Annotated in this window: 17 protein-coding genes and 1 pseudogene; 5 read left to right on the forward strand and 13 right to left on the reverse strand. The window is 68.4% G+C overall.

Annotated features, from left to right (window positions below; genetic code table 11):
* Positions 1 to 129 precede the first annotated feature (129 nt).
* The gene (locus FLV34_RS18140) at positions 130 to 630 is read left to right on the forward strand and encodes a MarR family winged helix-turn-helix transcriptional regulator (RefSeq protein ID WP_147943636.1); all 501 of its coding nucleotides are present in this window, start codon (positions 130 to 132) and stop codon (positions 628 to 630) included.
* A gap of 527 nt (positions 631 to 1,157) precedes the next feature.
* Here FLV34_RS18140 and FLV34_RS18145 read toward each other — a convergent pair.
* A pseudogene (locus FLV34_RS18145) lies at positions 1,158 to 1,292 on the reverse strand (IS21 family transposase); the annotation flags it as partial.
* On the opposite strand from FLV34_RS18145, the gene FLV34_RS43400 reads away from it, so the two are divergent.
* Positions 1,273 to 1,623, forward strand: a complete 351-nt coding sequence (locus tag FLV34_RS43400; RefSeq protein WP_168066265.1) for a transposase — start codon at positions 1,273 to 1,275, stop codon at positions 1,621 to 1,623. The pseudogene FLV34_RS18145 and the gene FLV34_RS43400 overlap by 20 nt on opposite strands.
* 49 nt (positions 1,624 to 1,672) lie before the next feature.
* On the opposite strand, the gene FLV34_RS18155 is transcribed toward FLV34_RS43400, so the two are convergent.
* The 11 genes from FLV34_RS18155 to FLV34_RS18205 all read right to left on the reverse strand — a co-directional run bounded on the left by FLV34_RS18155 (position 1,673) and on the right by FLV34_RS18205 (position 11,470).
* Complete coding sequence (locus FLV34_RS18155) at positions 1,673 to 2,356, reverse strand: GntR family transcriptional regulator (protein WP_142650058.1); 684 nt, start codon at positions 2,354 to 2,356, stop codon at positions 1,673 to 1,675.
* Between the two features lie 194 nt (positions 2,357 to 2,550).
* Complete coding sequence (locus FLV34_RS18160; RefSeq protein ID WP_147943637.1) at positions 2,551 to 3,720, reverse strand: serine hydrolase; 1,170 nt, start codon at positions 3,718 to 3,720, stop codon at positions 2,551 to 2,553.
* Between the two features lie 76 nt (positions 3,721 to 3,796).
* Positions 3,797 to 4,549 carry an SDR family NAD(P)-dependent oxidoreductase gene (locus tag FLV34_RS18165; RefSeq protein ID WP_142650060.1) on the reverse strand — a complete coding sequence of 251 codons (753 nt, stop codon included), beginning with the start codon at positions 4,547 to 4,549 and terminating at the stop codon, positions 3,797 to 3,799.
* 195 nt (positions 4,550 to 4,744) lie between these two features.
* The gene (locus FLV34_RS18170) at positions 4,745 to 5,509 is read right to left on the reverse strand and encodes a GntR family transcriptional regulator (protein ID WP_142650061.1); all 765 of its coding nucleotides are present in this window, start codon (positions 5,507 to 5,509) and stop codon (positions 4,745 to 4,747) included.
* Complete coding sequence (locus FLV34_RS18175; protein ID WP_142650062.1) at positions 5,493 to 5,879, reverse strand: hypothetical protein; 387 nt, start codon at positions 5,877 to 5,879, stop codon at positions 5,493 to 5,495. Before FLV34_RS18175 ends, FLV34_RS18170 begins: the two co-directional genes overlap by 17 nt.
* Complete coding sequence (locus tag FLV34_RS18180; RefSeq protein ID WP_168066267.1) at positions 5,876 to 6,652, reverse strand: SDR family NAD(P)-dependent oxidoreductase; 777 nt, start codon at positions 6,650 to 6,652, stop codon at positions 5,876 to 5,878. Before FLV34_RS18180 ends, FLV34_RS18175 begins: the two co-directional genes overlap by 4 nt.
* Entirely contained in the window at positions 6,649 to 7,365 is a 717-nt protein-coding gene (locus FLV34_RS18185; protein ID WP_142650063.1) for an ABC transporter ATP-binding protein, read from the reverse strand. Before FLV34_RS18185 ends, FLV34_RS18180 begins: the two co-directional genes overlap by 4 nt.
* Positions 7,365 to 8,141, reverse strand: a complete 777-nt coding sequence (locus FLV34_RS18190; protein WP_168066269.1) for an ABC transporter ATP-binding protein — start codon at positions 8,139 to 8,141, stop codon at positions 7,365 to 7,367. The genes FLV34_RS18185 and FLV34_RS18190 overlap by 1 nt, the downstream gene beginning before the upstream one ends.
* Positions 8,138 to 9,235 carry a branched-chain amino acid ABC transporter permease gene (locus FLV34_RS18195; RefSeq protein WP_168066271.1) on the reverse strand — a complete coding sequence of 366 codons (1,098 nt, stop codon included), beginning with the start codon at positions 9,233 to 9,235 and terminating at the stop codon, positions 8,138 to 8,140. Before FLV34_RS18195 ends, FLV34_RS18190 begins: the two co-directional genes overlap by 4 nt.
* Complete coding sequence (locus FLV34_RS18200; protein ID WP_142650065.1) at positions 9,232 to 10,116, reverse strand: branched-chain amino acid ABC transporter permease; 885 nt, start codon at positions 10,114 to 10,116, stop codon at positions 9,232 to 9,234. The genes FLV34_RS18195 and FLV34_RS18200 overlap by 4 nt, the downstream gene beginning before the upstream one ends.
* A gap of 37 nt (positions 10,117 to 10,153) precedes the next feature.
* The gene (locus FLV34_RS18205; RefSeq protein WP_142650066.1) at positions 10,154 to 11,470 is read right to left on the reverse strand and encodes an ABC transporter substrate-binding protein; all 1,317 of its coding nucleotides are present in this window, start codon (positions 11,468 to 11,470) and stop codon (positions 10,154 to 10,156) included.
* Between the two features lie 222 nt (positions 11,471 to 11,692).
* On the opposite strand from FLV34_RS18205, the gene FLV34_RS18210 reads away from it, so the two are divergent.
* The 3 genes from FLV34_RS18210 to FLV34_RS18220 are packed head-to-tail and all read left to right on the forward strand — an operon-like array spanning position 11,693 to position 13,729.
* The gene (locus FLV34_RS18210) at positions 11,693 to 12,124 is read left to right on the forward strand and encodes a carboxymuconolactone decarboxylase family protein (protein WP_221889973.1); all 432 of its coding nucleotides are present in this window, start codon (positions 11,693 to 11,695) and stop codon (positions 12,122 to 12,124) included.
* Positions 12,114 to 13,064, forward strand: coding sequence for an NAD(P)-dependent oxidoreductase (locus tag FLV34_RS18215; RefSeq protein WP_142650067.1), 951 nt, complete (start codon positions 12,114 to 12,116; stop codon positions 13,062 to 13,064). The genes FLV34_RS18210 and FLV34_RS18215 overlap by 11 nt, the downstream gene beginning before the upstream one ends.
* Entirely contained in the window at positions 13,061 to 13,729 is a 669-nt protein-coding gene (locus tag FLV34_RS18220; protein ID WP_147943638.1) for a cyclase family protein, read from the forward strand. Before FLV34_RS18215 ends, FLV34_RS18220 begins: the two co-directional genes overlap by 4 nt.
* A gap of 228 nt (positions 13,730 to 13,957) precedes the next feature.
* Here FLV34_RS18220 and FLV34_RS40520 read toward each other — a convergent pair whose 3' ends face one another.
* A complete protein-coding gene (locus tag FLV34_RS40520; protein WP_187280659.1) occupies positions 13,958 to 14,128 on the reverse strand; it encodes a hypothetical protein in 171 nt (56 codons plus the stop codon).
* Positions 14,129 to 14,938: the final 810 nt, after the last annotated feature.

Below are 14,938 nucleotides of genomic sequence, written 5' to 3' on the forward strand. Positions count from 1 at the left end.
GCCCTCCCGCACGACAGCGGCTCCGCGCGTGCCCACAGGTCTGCTCACGCATGTACGCCTCCCCGTCTACTGAATCTCATATGAGATAGTCTCATATGAGACTAACTCAAGTGACACTAGAATGAGCGCATGCGCCACGACCTGCTTGAACGGCTCCTGTCCGGCGACGGTGGCGCGGCCGCCGATCATGTGGCGCTCGGCATGCTCCTGGCCGAGGCCCACAACCGGAGCCGTGAGCGGATCAACGAGGCGCTGCGCCCGCTGGGCATCAACGTCCGCGGATTCACCGTGCTGCTCGCGCTGCCGATGTACGGCCCGGTCAGCCAGCGGGACCTGATCGATCACATGGGCATCGACAAGTCCACGATGGTCCGGCTCATCGACGAGCTGGAAGACGGCGGGCTGGTCTCGCGTGAACGGGCGCCGCAGGACCGGCGCGCGTACTCCATCGTGCTCACGCGCCGTGGCGAGCAGACCCTGGCGCAGGCGCGGCAGATCACCGAACAGGTGGGCGAGCACATCTTCGGCTGGCTCGCCGAGCCCGAACGCGGCCACCTCGTCGATCTGCTGCGCGGCCTCGCCGAGCACGCCGCCGCACCCCCGCCGCCTGACGCCCCCGCCCCGCGATGACCGTCCCAGGCGAGCGGGCCGTGCAACGCCCGGCGGCCCGCTCGTCTCAAAGGTCGGTTCGCGCGTTTATGTCCCTTTTGTTGACGGGGTTGGATGAGGCGGGCTGGTCTTCAGCTCGGCCTGGCTGTTCTCCGCCAGTCTCAGCCGAGGCACGATCCTGAAGCGGACGCTCTTCCCGCTCGACCAGTACGCCCTGGATCGGCGGCGTGGGAGGCCGACCGGGTGGCGATGCTACCCCTGCCGCCGGTCGCGCCGACCGAGTGATCGTGCAGCCTGCGACGGACGACGCGGTTGAGGTCTACTTCACACCGGTCAATCTTGTGCTGCTCAAGTCCTACGGGGCATCGAGCCGTTCAATCGCGCTTTGGAGATTGCTCAGCAGCGGGCCGAGACCTATCCGCACGATCTTGCCCCGCCGTACATCCTGCACGGGCCGTACCGGCTCGTCGCACCATACGTCACCGCGCGCGGACGCGAACTGGCGACCGGTCGGTCGGCCGGCAACCGAGCCGCCCGTGATGACGGGTAGCGGCCCGCACCAGCCAATCGCTCAGCTGCCCGGTGAAGTCGGCGGGGCCGGCAAACGACCGGCCGGGCAGGAAGGAGGTCTCCAAATAGCCGTTGGCGCGTTCGACCAGGCCCTTGGCCTCCGGATCGGCCGGAGGGCGCCCGGCGCGGTCGCCGCAGACAAAGCCTACTCATCCCGCGGCAACCGCGCCTACCTACGCGGACGTCGTATCAAGGCAGTCACCCCAGAAAAGAGGGACCAGGCCGCCAAGCGGAAGAACAAGGGCAGCGAGGGCGGCCGGGCCCGTCAGTCACGACACCGGCCTGTACAAGGAACGGAATACCGTAGAACGCCTGATCAACAAGCTGAAGGCCTGGCGAGGCATCGCCACCCGCTACGACAAAACCCCTGCGAGCTACCTCGCCGGCCTCCACCTCCGTGCCGCGATGATCTGGATCAAAGACCTCACCCGGACCAGCCCTTGATCACAACTCGATACGCGCCCTGAGAGAGAGGGGGCGACGACGCACACCTCTACGCGGTGGTGCCGGCGATCGACTCCGTACCGCTGCCGAGGATCACGGCCGCCGCGGCCAGGACATGGCGTCGAGCGGCGAGATCAGCCAGGTCCGCGTCGCGCGCCTCGATGGCATCGACGATCGCTTTGATCTCGGCCTCACTCTGGGCGGGGCGCCCTACGGACGCCAGGGTCCGAGCCCGCAGTTGGGTCACACGCCGATGCAGGCTCTGCACAAGTTGCTGCAGCACCTCGTTCCTCGACCCCTCGAAGAGCACGTCGTAGAACCTGTTCTTCACGGCCATGATCGCGGCGGGCTCGTCCTCGCGACTGACCGACTCGGACAACGCCGCCATGACGGTGCGTAGAGCTTCGCGCTGTTCGTCCGACGCGTACTGGGTGAAGAGGCGTGCCGCCAGACCCTCCAGGTTGGCCCGCACCTCGTACACCTGGCGTGCCTGGCCGGGGGTGACCACGCTGACGATGGTTCCCCGGCCGTTCACGGACTCGACCAGACCCTCGGCCTGCAATTGCCGGAGCGCCTCGCGCACCGACGGACGGCTCGCCGAGGTCAGCTCGCAGAGTTCCCGTTCGATGAGCAGCTGGCCAGGCTTGAGTCGCATGTCGACAATGGCCTGCCGGAGAATAGCCGCAACCTGCTCACGGATGGGGGCATGGCGTTGGACCTGCATCTCCCACATGACCCGAATGTATCCGAAACTTTGCGCGTGGTTGGTTATAAGACGGCAGCTTCGCTCGGGCGAGCGGAATCGCTCTGGGCACCGGCGCGCGGGCGGCCCGACATCGCACGCTCTCGGGATGGCCGCTCAGAATGAGGTCGGGTCACCGCGCGCGGTGGCCCGACCTCATTCTGAGTGAGGATCCTGACCGGCTGCTACACGGCAGCGCCGACGACGAGATCGGCCAGCCGCTGGAAGCGATCGATGTTGGCTGCCTGTCCCAGCAGCCCCGTCGTCAGCGCGACGAAGGTCAGGTCGAGGTCCGGATCGACCCAGTAGATACTGCTGCCGAAGCCGAAGTTCCCGAACGTCTCGGGTGAGGTCATCGTGCCGAAGATGTGGCGCACCACCCCGTGGCCGCGCACCGTGAACCCAAGGCCCAGGTTGGCCGGCGGCGGGGTGTAACCGTGCCGCAGGGCAACCGCTCGGTAGATCTCGTTGGGCAGCTCGCCGGTCCAGTTCTGGCGCGCCATCTGGATCATGCGCGGGGACAGGATACGCGCCCCGTCAAGGCTGCCACCATTCCTCAGCATCTCCGCCAGCCGCATGAGATCACGGGTCGTTGACGCCGCCCCGACCCAGGTCGCCTCGTTGGACTCGGAGGCGAAGAGCCCCTGGTCCCCCGGCGTCGTGGAGGACGTGTGCCGGACCGCCAGGTTGCCGCGCAGGTCGGGGAAGGCATGCCGCTCTCGCATGTGCGGCTTGATGCCGAGGGCCGTATCAGACATTGCGAGGGGCTGGAACAGGTCCTCGTCGAGGATCTCGTTGATGGTCCGCTTCTTCGGATCGGTCCGGCGCAGGACCTCACCGAGGAGCGCGTGGTTGACCATGGGCGAGTAGTCGCACCTGGACCCCGGCTCGACCACCCCGTGCAGGTTCTCGCAGACCGCGGCGACGATGTCGCCGAGTCGGTCCATCGGCATCCCGGTCCTGACCTCCCATACCCCCGGTAGCCCGGCCGTGTGCGTGAGGAAGTGGAAGATCGTGGCACGCTCCCGTGGAGCGCCGGAGAACTCCGGAATGATCTCCACCATCGGGGTCGTCAGGGCGAACTGCCCCAGCTCGACGGCACGCAGGGCGAGGATGTTGATGAACGTCTTCGTCACCGAGAAGATCGTGAAGACGGTGTCGCTCTCGAGCCGTCGCGTCTTGCCCTCGTCAGCGTGGCCTGCCACCAGGTCCAAGGCCAGTTCTCCATGCCGGGCGACCTGGATTGAGGCACCGTGGTAGAGCCCGGAATCGAGGTCGGCCTGCACCACCTCCTCAAGACGGGCCAGTCGCTCCTCTGACATCCCGGCGGCAGCCGCGCCCTTGGTGATCGCCATAATGTTCACTCCTTCTTGCAGTGTGCGTTGATCCGTACGACCAGTTCAGCGGACTCGCGGTCCCGCCCGGCCGGGATCAGGAGGCGAGGATGCCGCCGTCCACCGCGAGGAGGTGGCCGGTGACGTAGGAGGCGTCCTCGGACGCCAGCCAGGCGATGCCGGCGGCGATCTCCTCGGGGGAGCCAAGTCGCGCCAGCGGTGTCATCTGGCGACGGAGGTCGTAGCCGGCCTCGTCGACGATCTGCCGTGCCCCTTCCGTCGGGATGGCTCCGGGGATGACCGCGTTCACGCGGATACCGAGCGGTCCGAGCTCGCGTGAGGCTTGCCGGGTGAGGCTGGTGACGGCACCCTTCACCGCCGAGTAGACGGCCGTGCCCGGCATTCCCCGCCACGCCGCCGGCGACGACACGTTGACGATGACGCCGCCGCCCTGCTCGGACATGGCGGCGATGGCCGCCTGCATGGTCCAGAACACGGCCTTGAGACCGACGGCCAGCATGCCGTCGATGTCATCCTCGGTGAAATCCAGGAAGGGCTTGTACCGGATCCACATAGCGTTGTTCACGACGACGGCAAGTCGCCCGTGGCGCGTCATGACGTCCTCGACGGCTCCGCGGACGGCGTCGCGATCGGTCACGTCGAGGCAGAGCGCCTCGGCACATCCGCCTCCAGATGTGATGCCCTCACTGACCCGAGCGGCCGACTCCTCATCCCGGTCGGCCACGACCACCCGCAGACCGTCGCGGGCGAGACGCTCGGCGGTCGCCCTGCCGATCCCGCGGCCCGCACCAGTGACAAGCGCGACCCCGGCACTGGACGCGGGACTCACCGCTCCTCCGCGCCGGCTCGTCGCGGGAGCGTCGGAAACCGCCTCGGCTTCGGCGTGGGGATGACCATCGTTACCTCTTTCTCTCTACGCGATTCCGATTGCTCCGTGCGCGCTGCCCGGAATGTGCTCCAGGGGTGGGCGTGCACGGGGTGGACGTGAGGCGGGCGCAGCGATCGCCACTCCTCTAGGTCGTGTCTAGGGCCTGGGGGTGGGTGGGGAGTCAAGCGCGGTGGACGATGACTCCAGGACGCCGAGCACGACCGCGGCGGCAGCCTGGACGTGCCGGACGGCGGCGGCATCGGCGGCCTCGCCGTCCCGGCGCTCGATCGCGTCGACGATCTCCTGAAGCTCCCGTGCGCTCTGAGCCGGACGACCGGGCTGAGCGAGTGTAAGCCTTCGCAACTGCGTCACCCGGTGATGCAGGATCCGCACCAGCTGGTGCAGAACCTCGTTCCCGGCGCCCTCGAAGAGGATGTCGTAGAGCAGGTTCTTGGCGGCCATCAGGCTCGTAGAGGAGGCGCCGCTGTGGATGCTCTCCGTCAGGTGTGCCATCGCGGCGCGCAGGTCGTGGCGCAGGGCGCTCCCGGCCTGTTCGGCGAAGAGGCGAGCGGCGAGCCCCTCGAGGTTGGCGCGAACGACGTAGACCTGTCGCGCTTCCTCCCGGGTGATCGCCCGCACGATCGTGCCCCGGCCGTTGACCGACTCGACGAGCCCCTCCGCCTCGAGCTGCCGGAGGGCCTCGCGAACCGATGGGCGGCTGGCGGATGTCATCTCGCACAGCTCACGTTCGATCAACACCTGGCCCGGTTCAAGACGCAGGTCGACGATCGCCTGGCGGAGGATCGCGGCAACCTGTTCCCGGATCGGCGCGTGTCGCCGGACCTGCATCGCCGGGATCGGCGGCACGTCCGCGCCGGCCGCAGCTGGTCCAGCGGAGTCCCCGTCATCGAACAGGGGCATGGCTCTCTCCCAGTCCTGACCGTGAGCGGCTGCGGTCGATGCGGTCGAGCAGCGGATCCGCCAGGACCACTTCCGAGCCGGCCAGACCCGTCGAGCGGCAGAGGGTCACCTCATCATCCCCGGTGCGCGCGACGTGCCGGCCCGCGACCACGGCGCCGAGCGCATCCGGCACCAGAGCGGGGAACCATGGACGGTTCCCCGCTACCGCCTGCTCCGGGGAGTCGCTCACAACCTTGTCGGCCCGTTCGACCGACGCCGGGTCCGAATCACTGGCACCCCGCCAGTTCGGTGCAGTGGAGCCGACCGACGACGGGACGTCTACCCCGGCGCGGACGCCGGCGTCGGTGAGCAGCCGAAGAGCGCCGGTCACCCGACTCGCCTTCCACCATCGACGTAGACGGTGCTGCCGGTGGTGAACGCCGATTCGTCGCTGGCGAGGAACACCGCCGCCCGGGCCAGATCGTCAACGGTTCCGATGCGCCGGAGCGGCACGACCGCCAGCAGACCGGCCCGATAGTCGGGGTCCTGGTAGCGGGGAGCGGATAGTGGGGTATCGGTCGGCCCGGGGCAGAGCGCGTTCACGCGGATACCCGCCGGGCCGAGTTCGGCGGCCGCGTACTCGGTGAAGGTGCGGACCGCGGACTTGCTCGCCGCGTAAGCCGTGCTGGGCAGCCAGACCCGCTCCGCGACGACGGAGGTCACGTTGATGATGGAACCCGGCCGCCCCTGGGCCACAAGACGCGCGGCCGTGCGCTGGGTCATGAAGAACGTGCCCCGGGCGTTGATGGAGTGCGTCTGGTCCCAGAGCTCGGGCGTCACGTCGAGGAAGTCGGCGTGCACGCCGACACCGGCGTTGTTCACGACCACGTCCGGGATGCCCAGTGCCACCTCCACCTCGTCGAGCGCCGCGTCGATTCGCTCGATCTGGGAGATGTCCAGCGTCACGGCGCAGCTCACGGCTCCGGAGCGGGCCAGTTGGTCGGAGGTCCGTGCCGCGGCCTTGCCGTCCCGGTCGACCACCGCGACAGCCGCGCCCGCGGCGGCGAAGTGAGCGCAGATGGCTTGACCGATGCCGCTTCCCCCGCCGGTGACCAGCGCCGTCCGGCCGCGCAGCGGTGTGGCGCGGGACGACGGGGCGCTCACGAGGCAGCTCCGAAGTAGGCCTGGGCAACGGCCGGCGACGCCTCGAGTTCGGCGCGGGTTCCGGCCATGACGACGCTGCCGCGCTCGATCACGCAGCCACGGGTGAGCAGGGGGATCGCCTCCAATGCGTTCTGTTCGACCAGGACGATCGTGAGATCGCCGTCCGCCTGGTGAAGAGTGGTGAGCAGTTCGAACACCCGCGCGACCACGACGGGCGCCAGCCCGAGAGAGGGCTCGTCGAGCAGCAACAGCCGCGGCTCCGCCATCAGCGCGCGTCCGATGGCCACCATCTGCTGCTGGCCTCCCGACAGGCTGCCCGCCTGCTGGTCGCGACGGTCGGCCAGTTCCGGGAAGGTCTCCAGGACGCGGTCGAGGTTGCGGCTCTGCCACGCCTTGCCCCGTCGGTAGGCCCCCATGAGCAGGTTCTCTTCGACCGTGAGCGACGAGAACATGCGCCGCCCCTCCGGGACGTGGGCCACTCCCAGCGCCGGCCTGCGGTGCGCGGGTTCGGCGGCCAGATCGATGTCGTTCCACCGCACGTGGCCGGTGGCGTCTGGTGGGGTCAGCCCCGCCAGGGCTCGGAGGATGGTGGTCTTGCCCGCTCCGTTCGGCCCCAGGATCCCGAAGAAGTCGCCATCGGCGACGGCGAAGGAGACGTCATCGAGCACGTGGCTGTCGCCGTATCGAGCCGACAGATTCCGGACCTCGAGCATCAGCGCGCTCCTTCCTCGTGGGCTCGTCCGAGCCATGCCTCGATGACCTCGTCCCGCGCGAGCACGTCGCCGGGGTCGCCCGTCGCGATCAGCTTGCCGTGGTGCAGCACGGCCAGCCGATCGCACAGGCTGCGTACGACGTGCAGCACGTGTTCGACGAGCATCACGGTGATCCCCGCCGCCGGAAGCTCCGCGACCGCGGCCACGAGAGCGTCGGTCTCCTGGCGCGTGAGCCCGTTGAGCATCTCGTCCAGCAGCAGCAGCCGGGGGCGGGCGGCGACCGCACGAGCGATCTCGACGCGCTTGCGGTCCGCCAGGGCCAGAGCCGTGGCGGGAGTCGCCGGATCCAGGGTGAAGCCGGCCATGTCGAGCGCGGCGGCGACCGCCTCGTGGGCCTCGCGAGCATTCCGGTGGTGCGCGCGTGCCGCGACCAGCACGTTCTCCTCGGCCGTCATGGTGGGGAACAACCTGACCTTCTGGAAGGTCCGGGCGACGCCCCAGGACGACATGCGCTGAGCTCCGTGCCCGGTGACGTCGCGCCCAGCGAACTCGATGGACCCACCACTGAGCCGGACCGCTCCGGCGATCGCGCCGAACAGAGTGCTCTTGCCGGCTCCGTTCGGACCGACGAGGCCGACGATCTCGCCGCTGCCGACCTCCAGCGAGACGTCGTCCACCGCTCGCAGTCCCCCGAACGTCACGCAGGCACCGGTGATCCGCAGCAGACCCGGCTCCCCGTCGGGACCAGTCCGGACGTTCTCACGGCTGGCGCTCACGATCCACTCCTCGGCTGTTCGGGGATTTCCTGTGCGGGCACGGTGGCCGCTTGCGCGGCTTCGCCACCGCTGGCCGGACTCCCGCCGAGTCGGTGCGGCCGGCGCGCCCGGACGGCGGCGGTGACCGCTCGCGCCAGTCGAGCGATGAGGAAGACGAGACCTCGCCGTTCGACGAGCATCACAGCGGCCACGACGACCGCGTAGGCCATGCCCGACAGCCCCGGGGGAGCCGAGGACAACTGCGCGGACAGGATCTGCTGCACGGGGATGAGGACGGCGGCGCCGACGATCGGACCGACCACGGTTCCCCGCCCACCGGTGAGGGCCACCAGGGCGATGACGAACGCCGTGTTGGCGCCGAATCCCGTCACGGGGTCGATGGCCCGCAGGGACTGCAGCATGACGCCACCGCCCACCCCGGTGACCGCCGCGCTCAGCGACAGCCCGACGAGGCGGACACGGGTCACGTCCACGCCTGCCGCCCGCGCCGCATCGGGATCGTCCCGGCTGGCACGCAGGAACAGACCGAGCCTGCTCGCGGCGAGCAGACCGACGATCAGCGTCACCACCGCGAGGATGGCGACCACCACGTAGTACAGGGTGAGTGCCGAGTCGAACTGGAACATCTCGGGGGCGTCGCGCAGGAAGGGGATGCTCAGGCCGACATCGCCGCCGGTGAAGTCCCGGAAGTGTGTGGCGAAATCGGCGAAGAGCAGAGTGAGGACGAACGTTGCGAGGGTGAAGTAGGTGCCCTTGAGGCGGAGGGCCGGGAACGTCGTGATCGCCCCGGCGAGCGCCGCGGCGAGCGCTCCAACCAGCATGCCCACCCAGGGGGTGAGGCCGAAGTGGATGGTGAGCAATGCCGTCGTGTAGGCGCCGATCCCGAAGTAGACCGAGTGCCCGAAGGAGAGCAGGCCGCCGTAGCCGCCGGCGATGTTCCATCCTTGCGCGGCGATGGCCCACACGACCGCGGAGATCGCCACCACGAGGATGAACTGCGTCTGGATGAGCCAGAACGGCAGTGACCAGCCCACGAGCAGCACCGCCAGCGCGATCAAGGCCGGTCGGCCGGGTGCTGACCGCACCAGGTTCACGTCATCACCCGCTTTCCGAAGAGCCCCAGAGGTCGCACCAGCAGGACGACCAGGAAGCCGATCCACACCGCCTGGTTCTGCAGGTCGAGCGCCACGTAGGTGGCCGTCGCCTGCTGGACGACGCCGATGACCATGCCGGCGATGAAGGCACCCCGGATGCTGCCGAGGCCGCCGAGGACGACCGTCACGAAGGCAAGCGCGAGATAGCCGAACCCGGTCGTCGGGTTGACGGTCTGATAGGTGGCAAGCAGGCCACCCGCCAGGCCGGCCAAGCTGACGCCGATCCCGATGCTGATCGAGAAGACCCGCCGACGGTTCACCCCGACCATCGCCGCGGCGTCGGCATCGTCCACGACCGCTCGCAATCCTCGCCCGAACTCCGTCCGGTTCACGACCAGATCGAGAACGGCGAAGGCCACAGCGGCGATCACGAAGGCGACCACCTGCGCCTTGGACAGTGACAGCCCTCCCGCCCGCCACGCGCCGTCCAGGACGGTGTTGACGCTGCGGTCGGTGGAGGTGAACACGGCGAGCAACAGCGACTGGATGAAGATGCCGAGAGCCGCCGTGATCACGATCTGGGGCAGGTGCGCTTCGTCCTCGGTCGTCGCGCCGACCGCGGTCCGACGCAGCAGCAGCAGGTAGACCAGCACGCCCAGCAGACCAATGGCGAGACCGAACACCGGGGTGAGGAACAGCCCGAACGATCCGAGCGCGCTGACCGCGACCACGCTGAGATACATCCCGATCGTCACGAAGTCCGCGTGGGCGAAGTTCACGATCCGGGTGATTCCGAAACTCAGCGACAGCCCGCTGCTGATCACCCCGTAGAGACCGCCCACCAAGACACCGGAGACGAGGACCTGCAGGAGGGTGCTCATCGACGCACCTCCCCGCGGGTCCGACACGTTGCCTCGGTCATCGCGCGCCCAGGGTCAGTTGCACCGTCGCGTACTTCTGCGGCCACACCGTCTTCGGCACCCCGTCCGTCCACTGCGTGAGCACCGGGACGGCGTGCGGGTTGGTGCCGTCCTGATCGAACGACACCTCACCGCCGGGCATCGCGGCCGCCGGGCCGGACGTGACGTGCATCGAATGGAGCTGAGACGCGATCTTGTCCGGATCGCAGGTCTTGGCCTGGTTCATGGCTTCGGCGATCAGGTGCACGTTCACCCAGGACTCCCCCGCCTCCATGGGCATGAACGGGGCGTTGAACTGCTTCTTGTAGGCCGCGCTCGCTTGCGCGACTCCGTCGAGCGGCAGGTCGTCGTTCCACGCCCCGACCGCCATCAGGCCGTTCACATCGTCACCGAGCGTCTTGCCCAGGCTCGGCGCCACGAAGGCACCGCCGAATCCCAGGATGGGAGCGTCCAGCCCTCTGGCGCGCAGTCCCTTGATGATCAGGGTCACGTCGGCCGGCGGGCCGGACATGAGCACGAGGTCCGGGTTCTGCTCGACGATGCGGTTCACGATCGGTGTCGCGTCGGCGATACCGGGCTGGTAGAACTCGGGATCCTTCGCGGCGACGCCAGCGGCCTTGAAAGCCTGGATGGCGGTCGTGATCTGCTGCGTGTTCGCGGTGTCGTTCGGCCCGACAGCGGCGATCCGGGTGAACTTGTGGCCCGCGGCCCGCGCCGCGGCCAGCACATCCGACGTCGCGGCACCGCCGATCTGCGACGACTTCGGCGGCGGCTGGAAGTAGTACTCGTACTTGCGCTGGGACAGCGAGTCTGCCCAGGCCTGCGTAACCAAGGGCACGCGAGCCTCCTGGGCGACCGTCGAGACCGTCGTGGTCAGGTTGCTGAACCACGCGCCGACCAGCGCGACCGCGTGGTCGCTCTTGATCGACTTCGTCGCCGCGCTCTTCGCCTGCGCGACATCGCTGCTGCTGGTGTCCTCCTGTACCACCTTGAGCTTCGCTCCCCCGAGCGAGGCGATCCCGCCGGACGCGTTGACCTCGTCGGCGGCCACCCGCATCCCCTGCAGCGAGTTTGTGCCGAACTCCGCGAGCGGACCGGAGAGCGGGTACGGGGCGCCGATCACGATCTCGTCGCCGCAGTCGCCGGAGTTCGCGCCGGCGTTCGCACTCTGGTTCGCGACACCACCGCACGCACTCAGCAGGAGTGCTCCGGATCCCACGACGGCCAGCCACGCCAGGCGGCGCGGGTGGGTCGTTCCGCGGCTGGATCTCGGGACCTGACGGGGCGCCCGTCGCTTCGGGGCAGGGGTCGGCATTTTCTATGTCCTCTCAGGCGAGCCCGGGCGCCACCTTGGGGCGGGAAGGACGCCCAGGGGTGCTCATGGTCGGGGATGGCGCGACGCTCTGATCGACGTCTCCGGGGGTGACGCTGCAAGAGACAGTAGGGAGACCTGTCTGATAGGTCAATAGCTGCTTGCAGATGTCTGAAACCATGGTTAAATACGGCTACTTCGTTGCCGATCGCTCGAGAGGACCCCATGACCGCCGCCAGCACTCCCTCGCACAACGGCAGCTCAGCAACTCCGCCGGAACCGGAGACGATGCTCGCCGCCGGCGACCGCGTACGCCGTCGAGTGCTGGGCGATGAGCATGTCGACCGGTCGCGGACGCGGGCCACCCCGTTCGGTCAGCCACTGCAGGAGCTCGTCACCGAATACTGCTGGGGCAAGATCTGGACGCGGCCCGGCCTGGAGCTCCGTACCCGCAGCCTGATCAACATCGCGATGCTCACCGCGCTGGGCAAGCCCGACGAGCTGAAGCTGCACGTGCGGGGAGCGATCCGGAACGGCTGCAGCGTCGAGGAGATCCAGGAGGTCCTCCTGCAGACGGCGATCTACTGCGGCGTCCCGGCGGCGTTGGAGGCGAGCCGGAACGCCCAGGTGGCACTGGACGGCATCGATGGTGAGTGATCTGGGCGCCGGCCTCCGGGAGCTGGGGCCGATCGGCTTCGTCGGCCTCGGCAACATGGGCAGCCCGATGGTTGCCCGTCTTCTCGCCGCCGGGGCCGAGGTGCAGGCCTTCGACACATCGGCCGATGCGCTCGACCGGGCCCTCGCAGGGGGAGCCACTCGCGCCGAGGACCTGCCCGGCATGGCCGATCGATGCGAGATCGTCGTGCTGATGCTGCCCGAGTCATCGGTGGTGGAGAAAGTCGCCGCTCAACTCGTCGGTGACCGCCCTCCGGGCGCGCTCCGCGTGCTGGTCGACATGAGTTCGTCCGAGCCGCTGCGGACGCAGGCATTGGCGGCCGAGCTGAGCGCCGCCGGTGTGACCGTCCTCGACGCGCCCGTCAGCGGTGGAGTCGCCGGAGCCGAGACCGGGACGCTCACCGTGATGGTCGGCGGACCCGGCGAGATCGTGGAAGAGGTGCGGCCGGTCCTTCGCACGGTGGGTCGCCAGGTGACCCACGTGGGTCCGGTGGGGGCGGGGCACGCGGTGAAGGCCCTGAACAACCTCATGTCCGCGGCTCACCTGGTCGCGTCGACAGAGGCGTTGATCGTCGCCGCACGGTTCGGCCTGGATCCCGCAGTCGTCGTCGATGTCGTGAACACGAGCAGCGGTCGCAGCGGGTCCACTGAGCACAAGTTCCCCCGGTTCGTCCTTCCGCGCACCTTCAATTCCGGCTTCACCGCCGCCCTACTGAAGAAGGACGTCGGCATCGCGGTCGGATTGGCCCGAGCTCTCGATGTGACCACACCGGTCGCTGACAGCGTTCTGGCCGCATGGGTGGACGCCTGTCAGACGCTGGCCGCGACCGCGGACCACACCGAGATCGTCCGCCCGTACGAGGAGCGGAACAAGGCAGTGTTGTCCGTACACGAGGGTGAGCATTCGACGGTGACGACGTGAGCGGCACCGACGTCGGTGAGTGGGTCGACCTCTCCCATCGGCTCGTCGACGGCCTTCCCCGGGTGCCGACCTTCCCCGCGCCCCGTTATTCGCGGTTCCTGTCCATGCCTGAACACCCGCTCAACGTCACCCATATCGACATGGTGGTGCATGTCGGGACCCACGTGGACGCTCCCTGCCACTTCATCGACGGTGGGCCCGCCATCGACGATCTCCCCGTCGGCCGCTTCACCGGACCCGGCATCGTATGCCGGGTCCGGGCAGGAGATCGAGAGGTGTTCGGAGTGGACGCCCTCGTCGATGCCGAGGCCATCGAGCGAGATGACATCGTCCTGCTCGAGACCGGCTGGTGGCGGTATTTCGGCAGCCCGCGCTACGACGAGCACCCGTCGCTGTCACTGGAACTGGCGCACTGGTTCGTCGAGCGCGGCGTGAAGTTGATCGCCCTCGACACACCGACGCCTGACCTCCCCGTCCATCTCCGTCCGGCCAGCTTCACCTGGCCTGTGCACCAGGTGCTCCTGCGCGCGGGTGTCCTCATCGCCGAGCATGTGACGAACCTCGGCGAGCTGTCCGGCAGACGCGTCGAGTCCGTCTTCACCCCGCTCAACATCGGTGGCGCGGACGGCGCGCCCGTACGAGCGCTCTCCCGTTCCCTGCCCTGACGGCGACGATCACCGGACGGCTCTGGCCAGACACGGTGAGCAGGAACCCGGCAGCAGCCGGAGTTTCCTGCTCACCGTGACCGACACCCCTCTCCTGCTCGGAAGGGTGTGAACTGTCACATCGCGAGCCGAGCACCTAGGGTGGCCACGAATCATGGCCGAACCGATCCATTGGGCGCTTGATTGGCGCGTCGTCCCCAGCGCGGCGTTTTCCGGTGCCGGTGAATGTCAGGGGCTGAGCCGGGTGAAGACCATGGCGTGGTCGGAGGCCGACGCGTCGCGGCGGCTGGTGGAGTCTTCGATCACCGAGGGCAGCCCGTCGTGCGAACTGGCCGCGTCCGCCGGACGCAGCGCATGGACCTCGAGGGCGCGGGCGAGGAGGGCGTGCGCAACCAGCAAGTGGTCGATGAGTTCGCCGCGACCGTGAAAGGTTCGGGAGAACCGCCGTCCGGAAACGCCGCCGCGAGCGGGACATCCCCACGCAGAAGGCTGCCGCACAGCTTGCAGGAATCTCTTGGAACACGTGGCAGAGGCCTGAAGCTGGCACTCCCGTAAGTGCGACCAGTCCGAGTGCCGTGGCGGAGACCCTGCGTTGGCCCCCCTCCTACCCGATCACCCGCCTGGAGCAAGGACATGACGGCTCCCAGGCAAGTAGTTGAGGGGGTGCCGGCGCCTCGATAGCCGTGTGCCACTAACCGTCACGCTCATGATGCGGCGGCGGTGATGCATGAGCCGGCCGTAGTCCGACCTGAGGACGATCTCGATGATCTAGTCATACAGCCCCCCGGCCGGTTCCGACGAGAGCCTGGTAATGGTCCCACTTCTGGTTCCACCGGGGACGTATACAACAACCTGGATGACGAGGACGTCGCGTGGCTTGTTACTACGGTCACGCGCCATGGCCGAGAGTTGGCGACCACCATCTCCGACGCCCGCAGACGCGGACGGATCAAGCGGCAGCAGGGCTGCGGAGACAGGTAGCACAGAGTCGTCGACAGTGCGGCCCCTGTCCTTAAGCCTTAGGGCTGGGGGCTTTCTGTTGGTAGCCCCATCACGCAGGAGCCTGAGTGCTCCTAGTGACTTCCTAGACTGATCTCTGTCACCTGGTCGGAGGTTGTCCCGTAGCTCGTAGAACTTGAGGTGGCGGTCCCCGCCTCGGGCCCTACCTGGTGGTAGGTCTCGAGCAATCGCCAAATCACTCCGAGTAAG

Source organism: Microbispora sp. CSR-4 (assembly GCF_008033685.1).
Taxonomy (GTDB): Bacteria; Actinomycetota; Actinomycetes; order Streptosporangiales; family Streptosporangiaceae; genus Microbispora.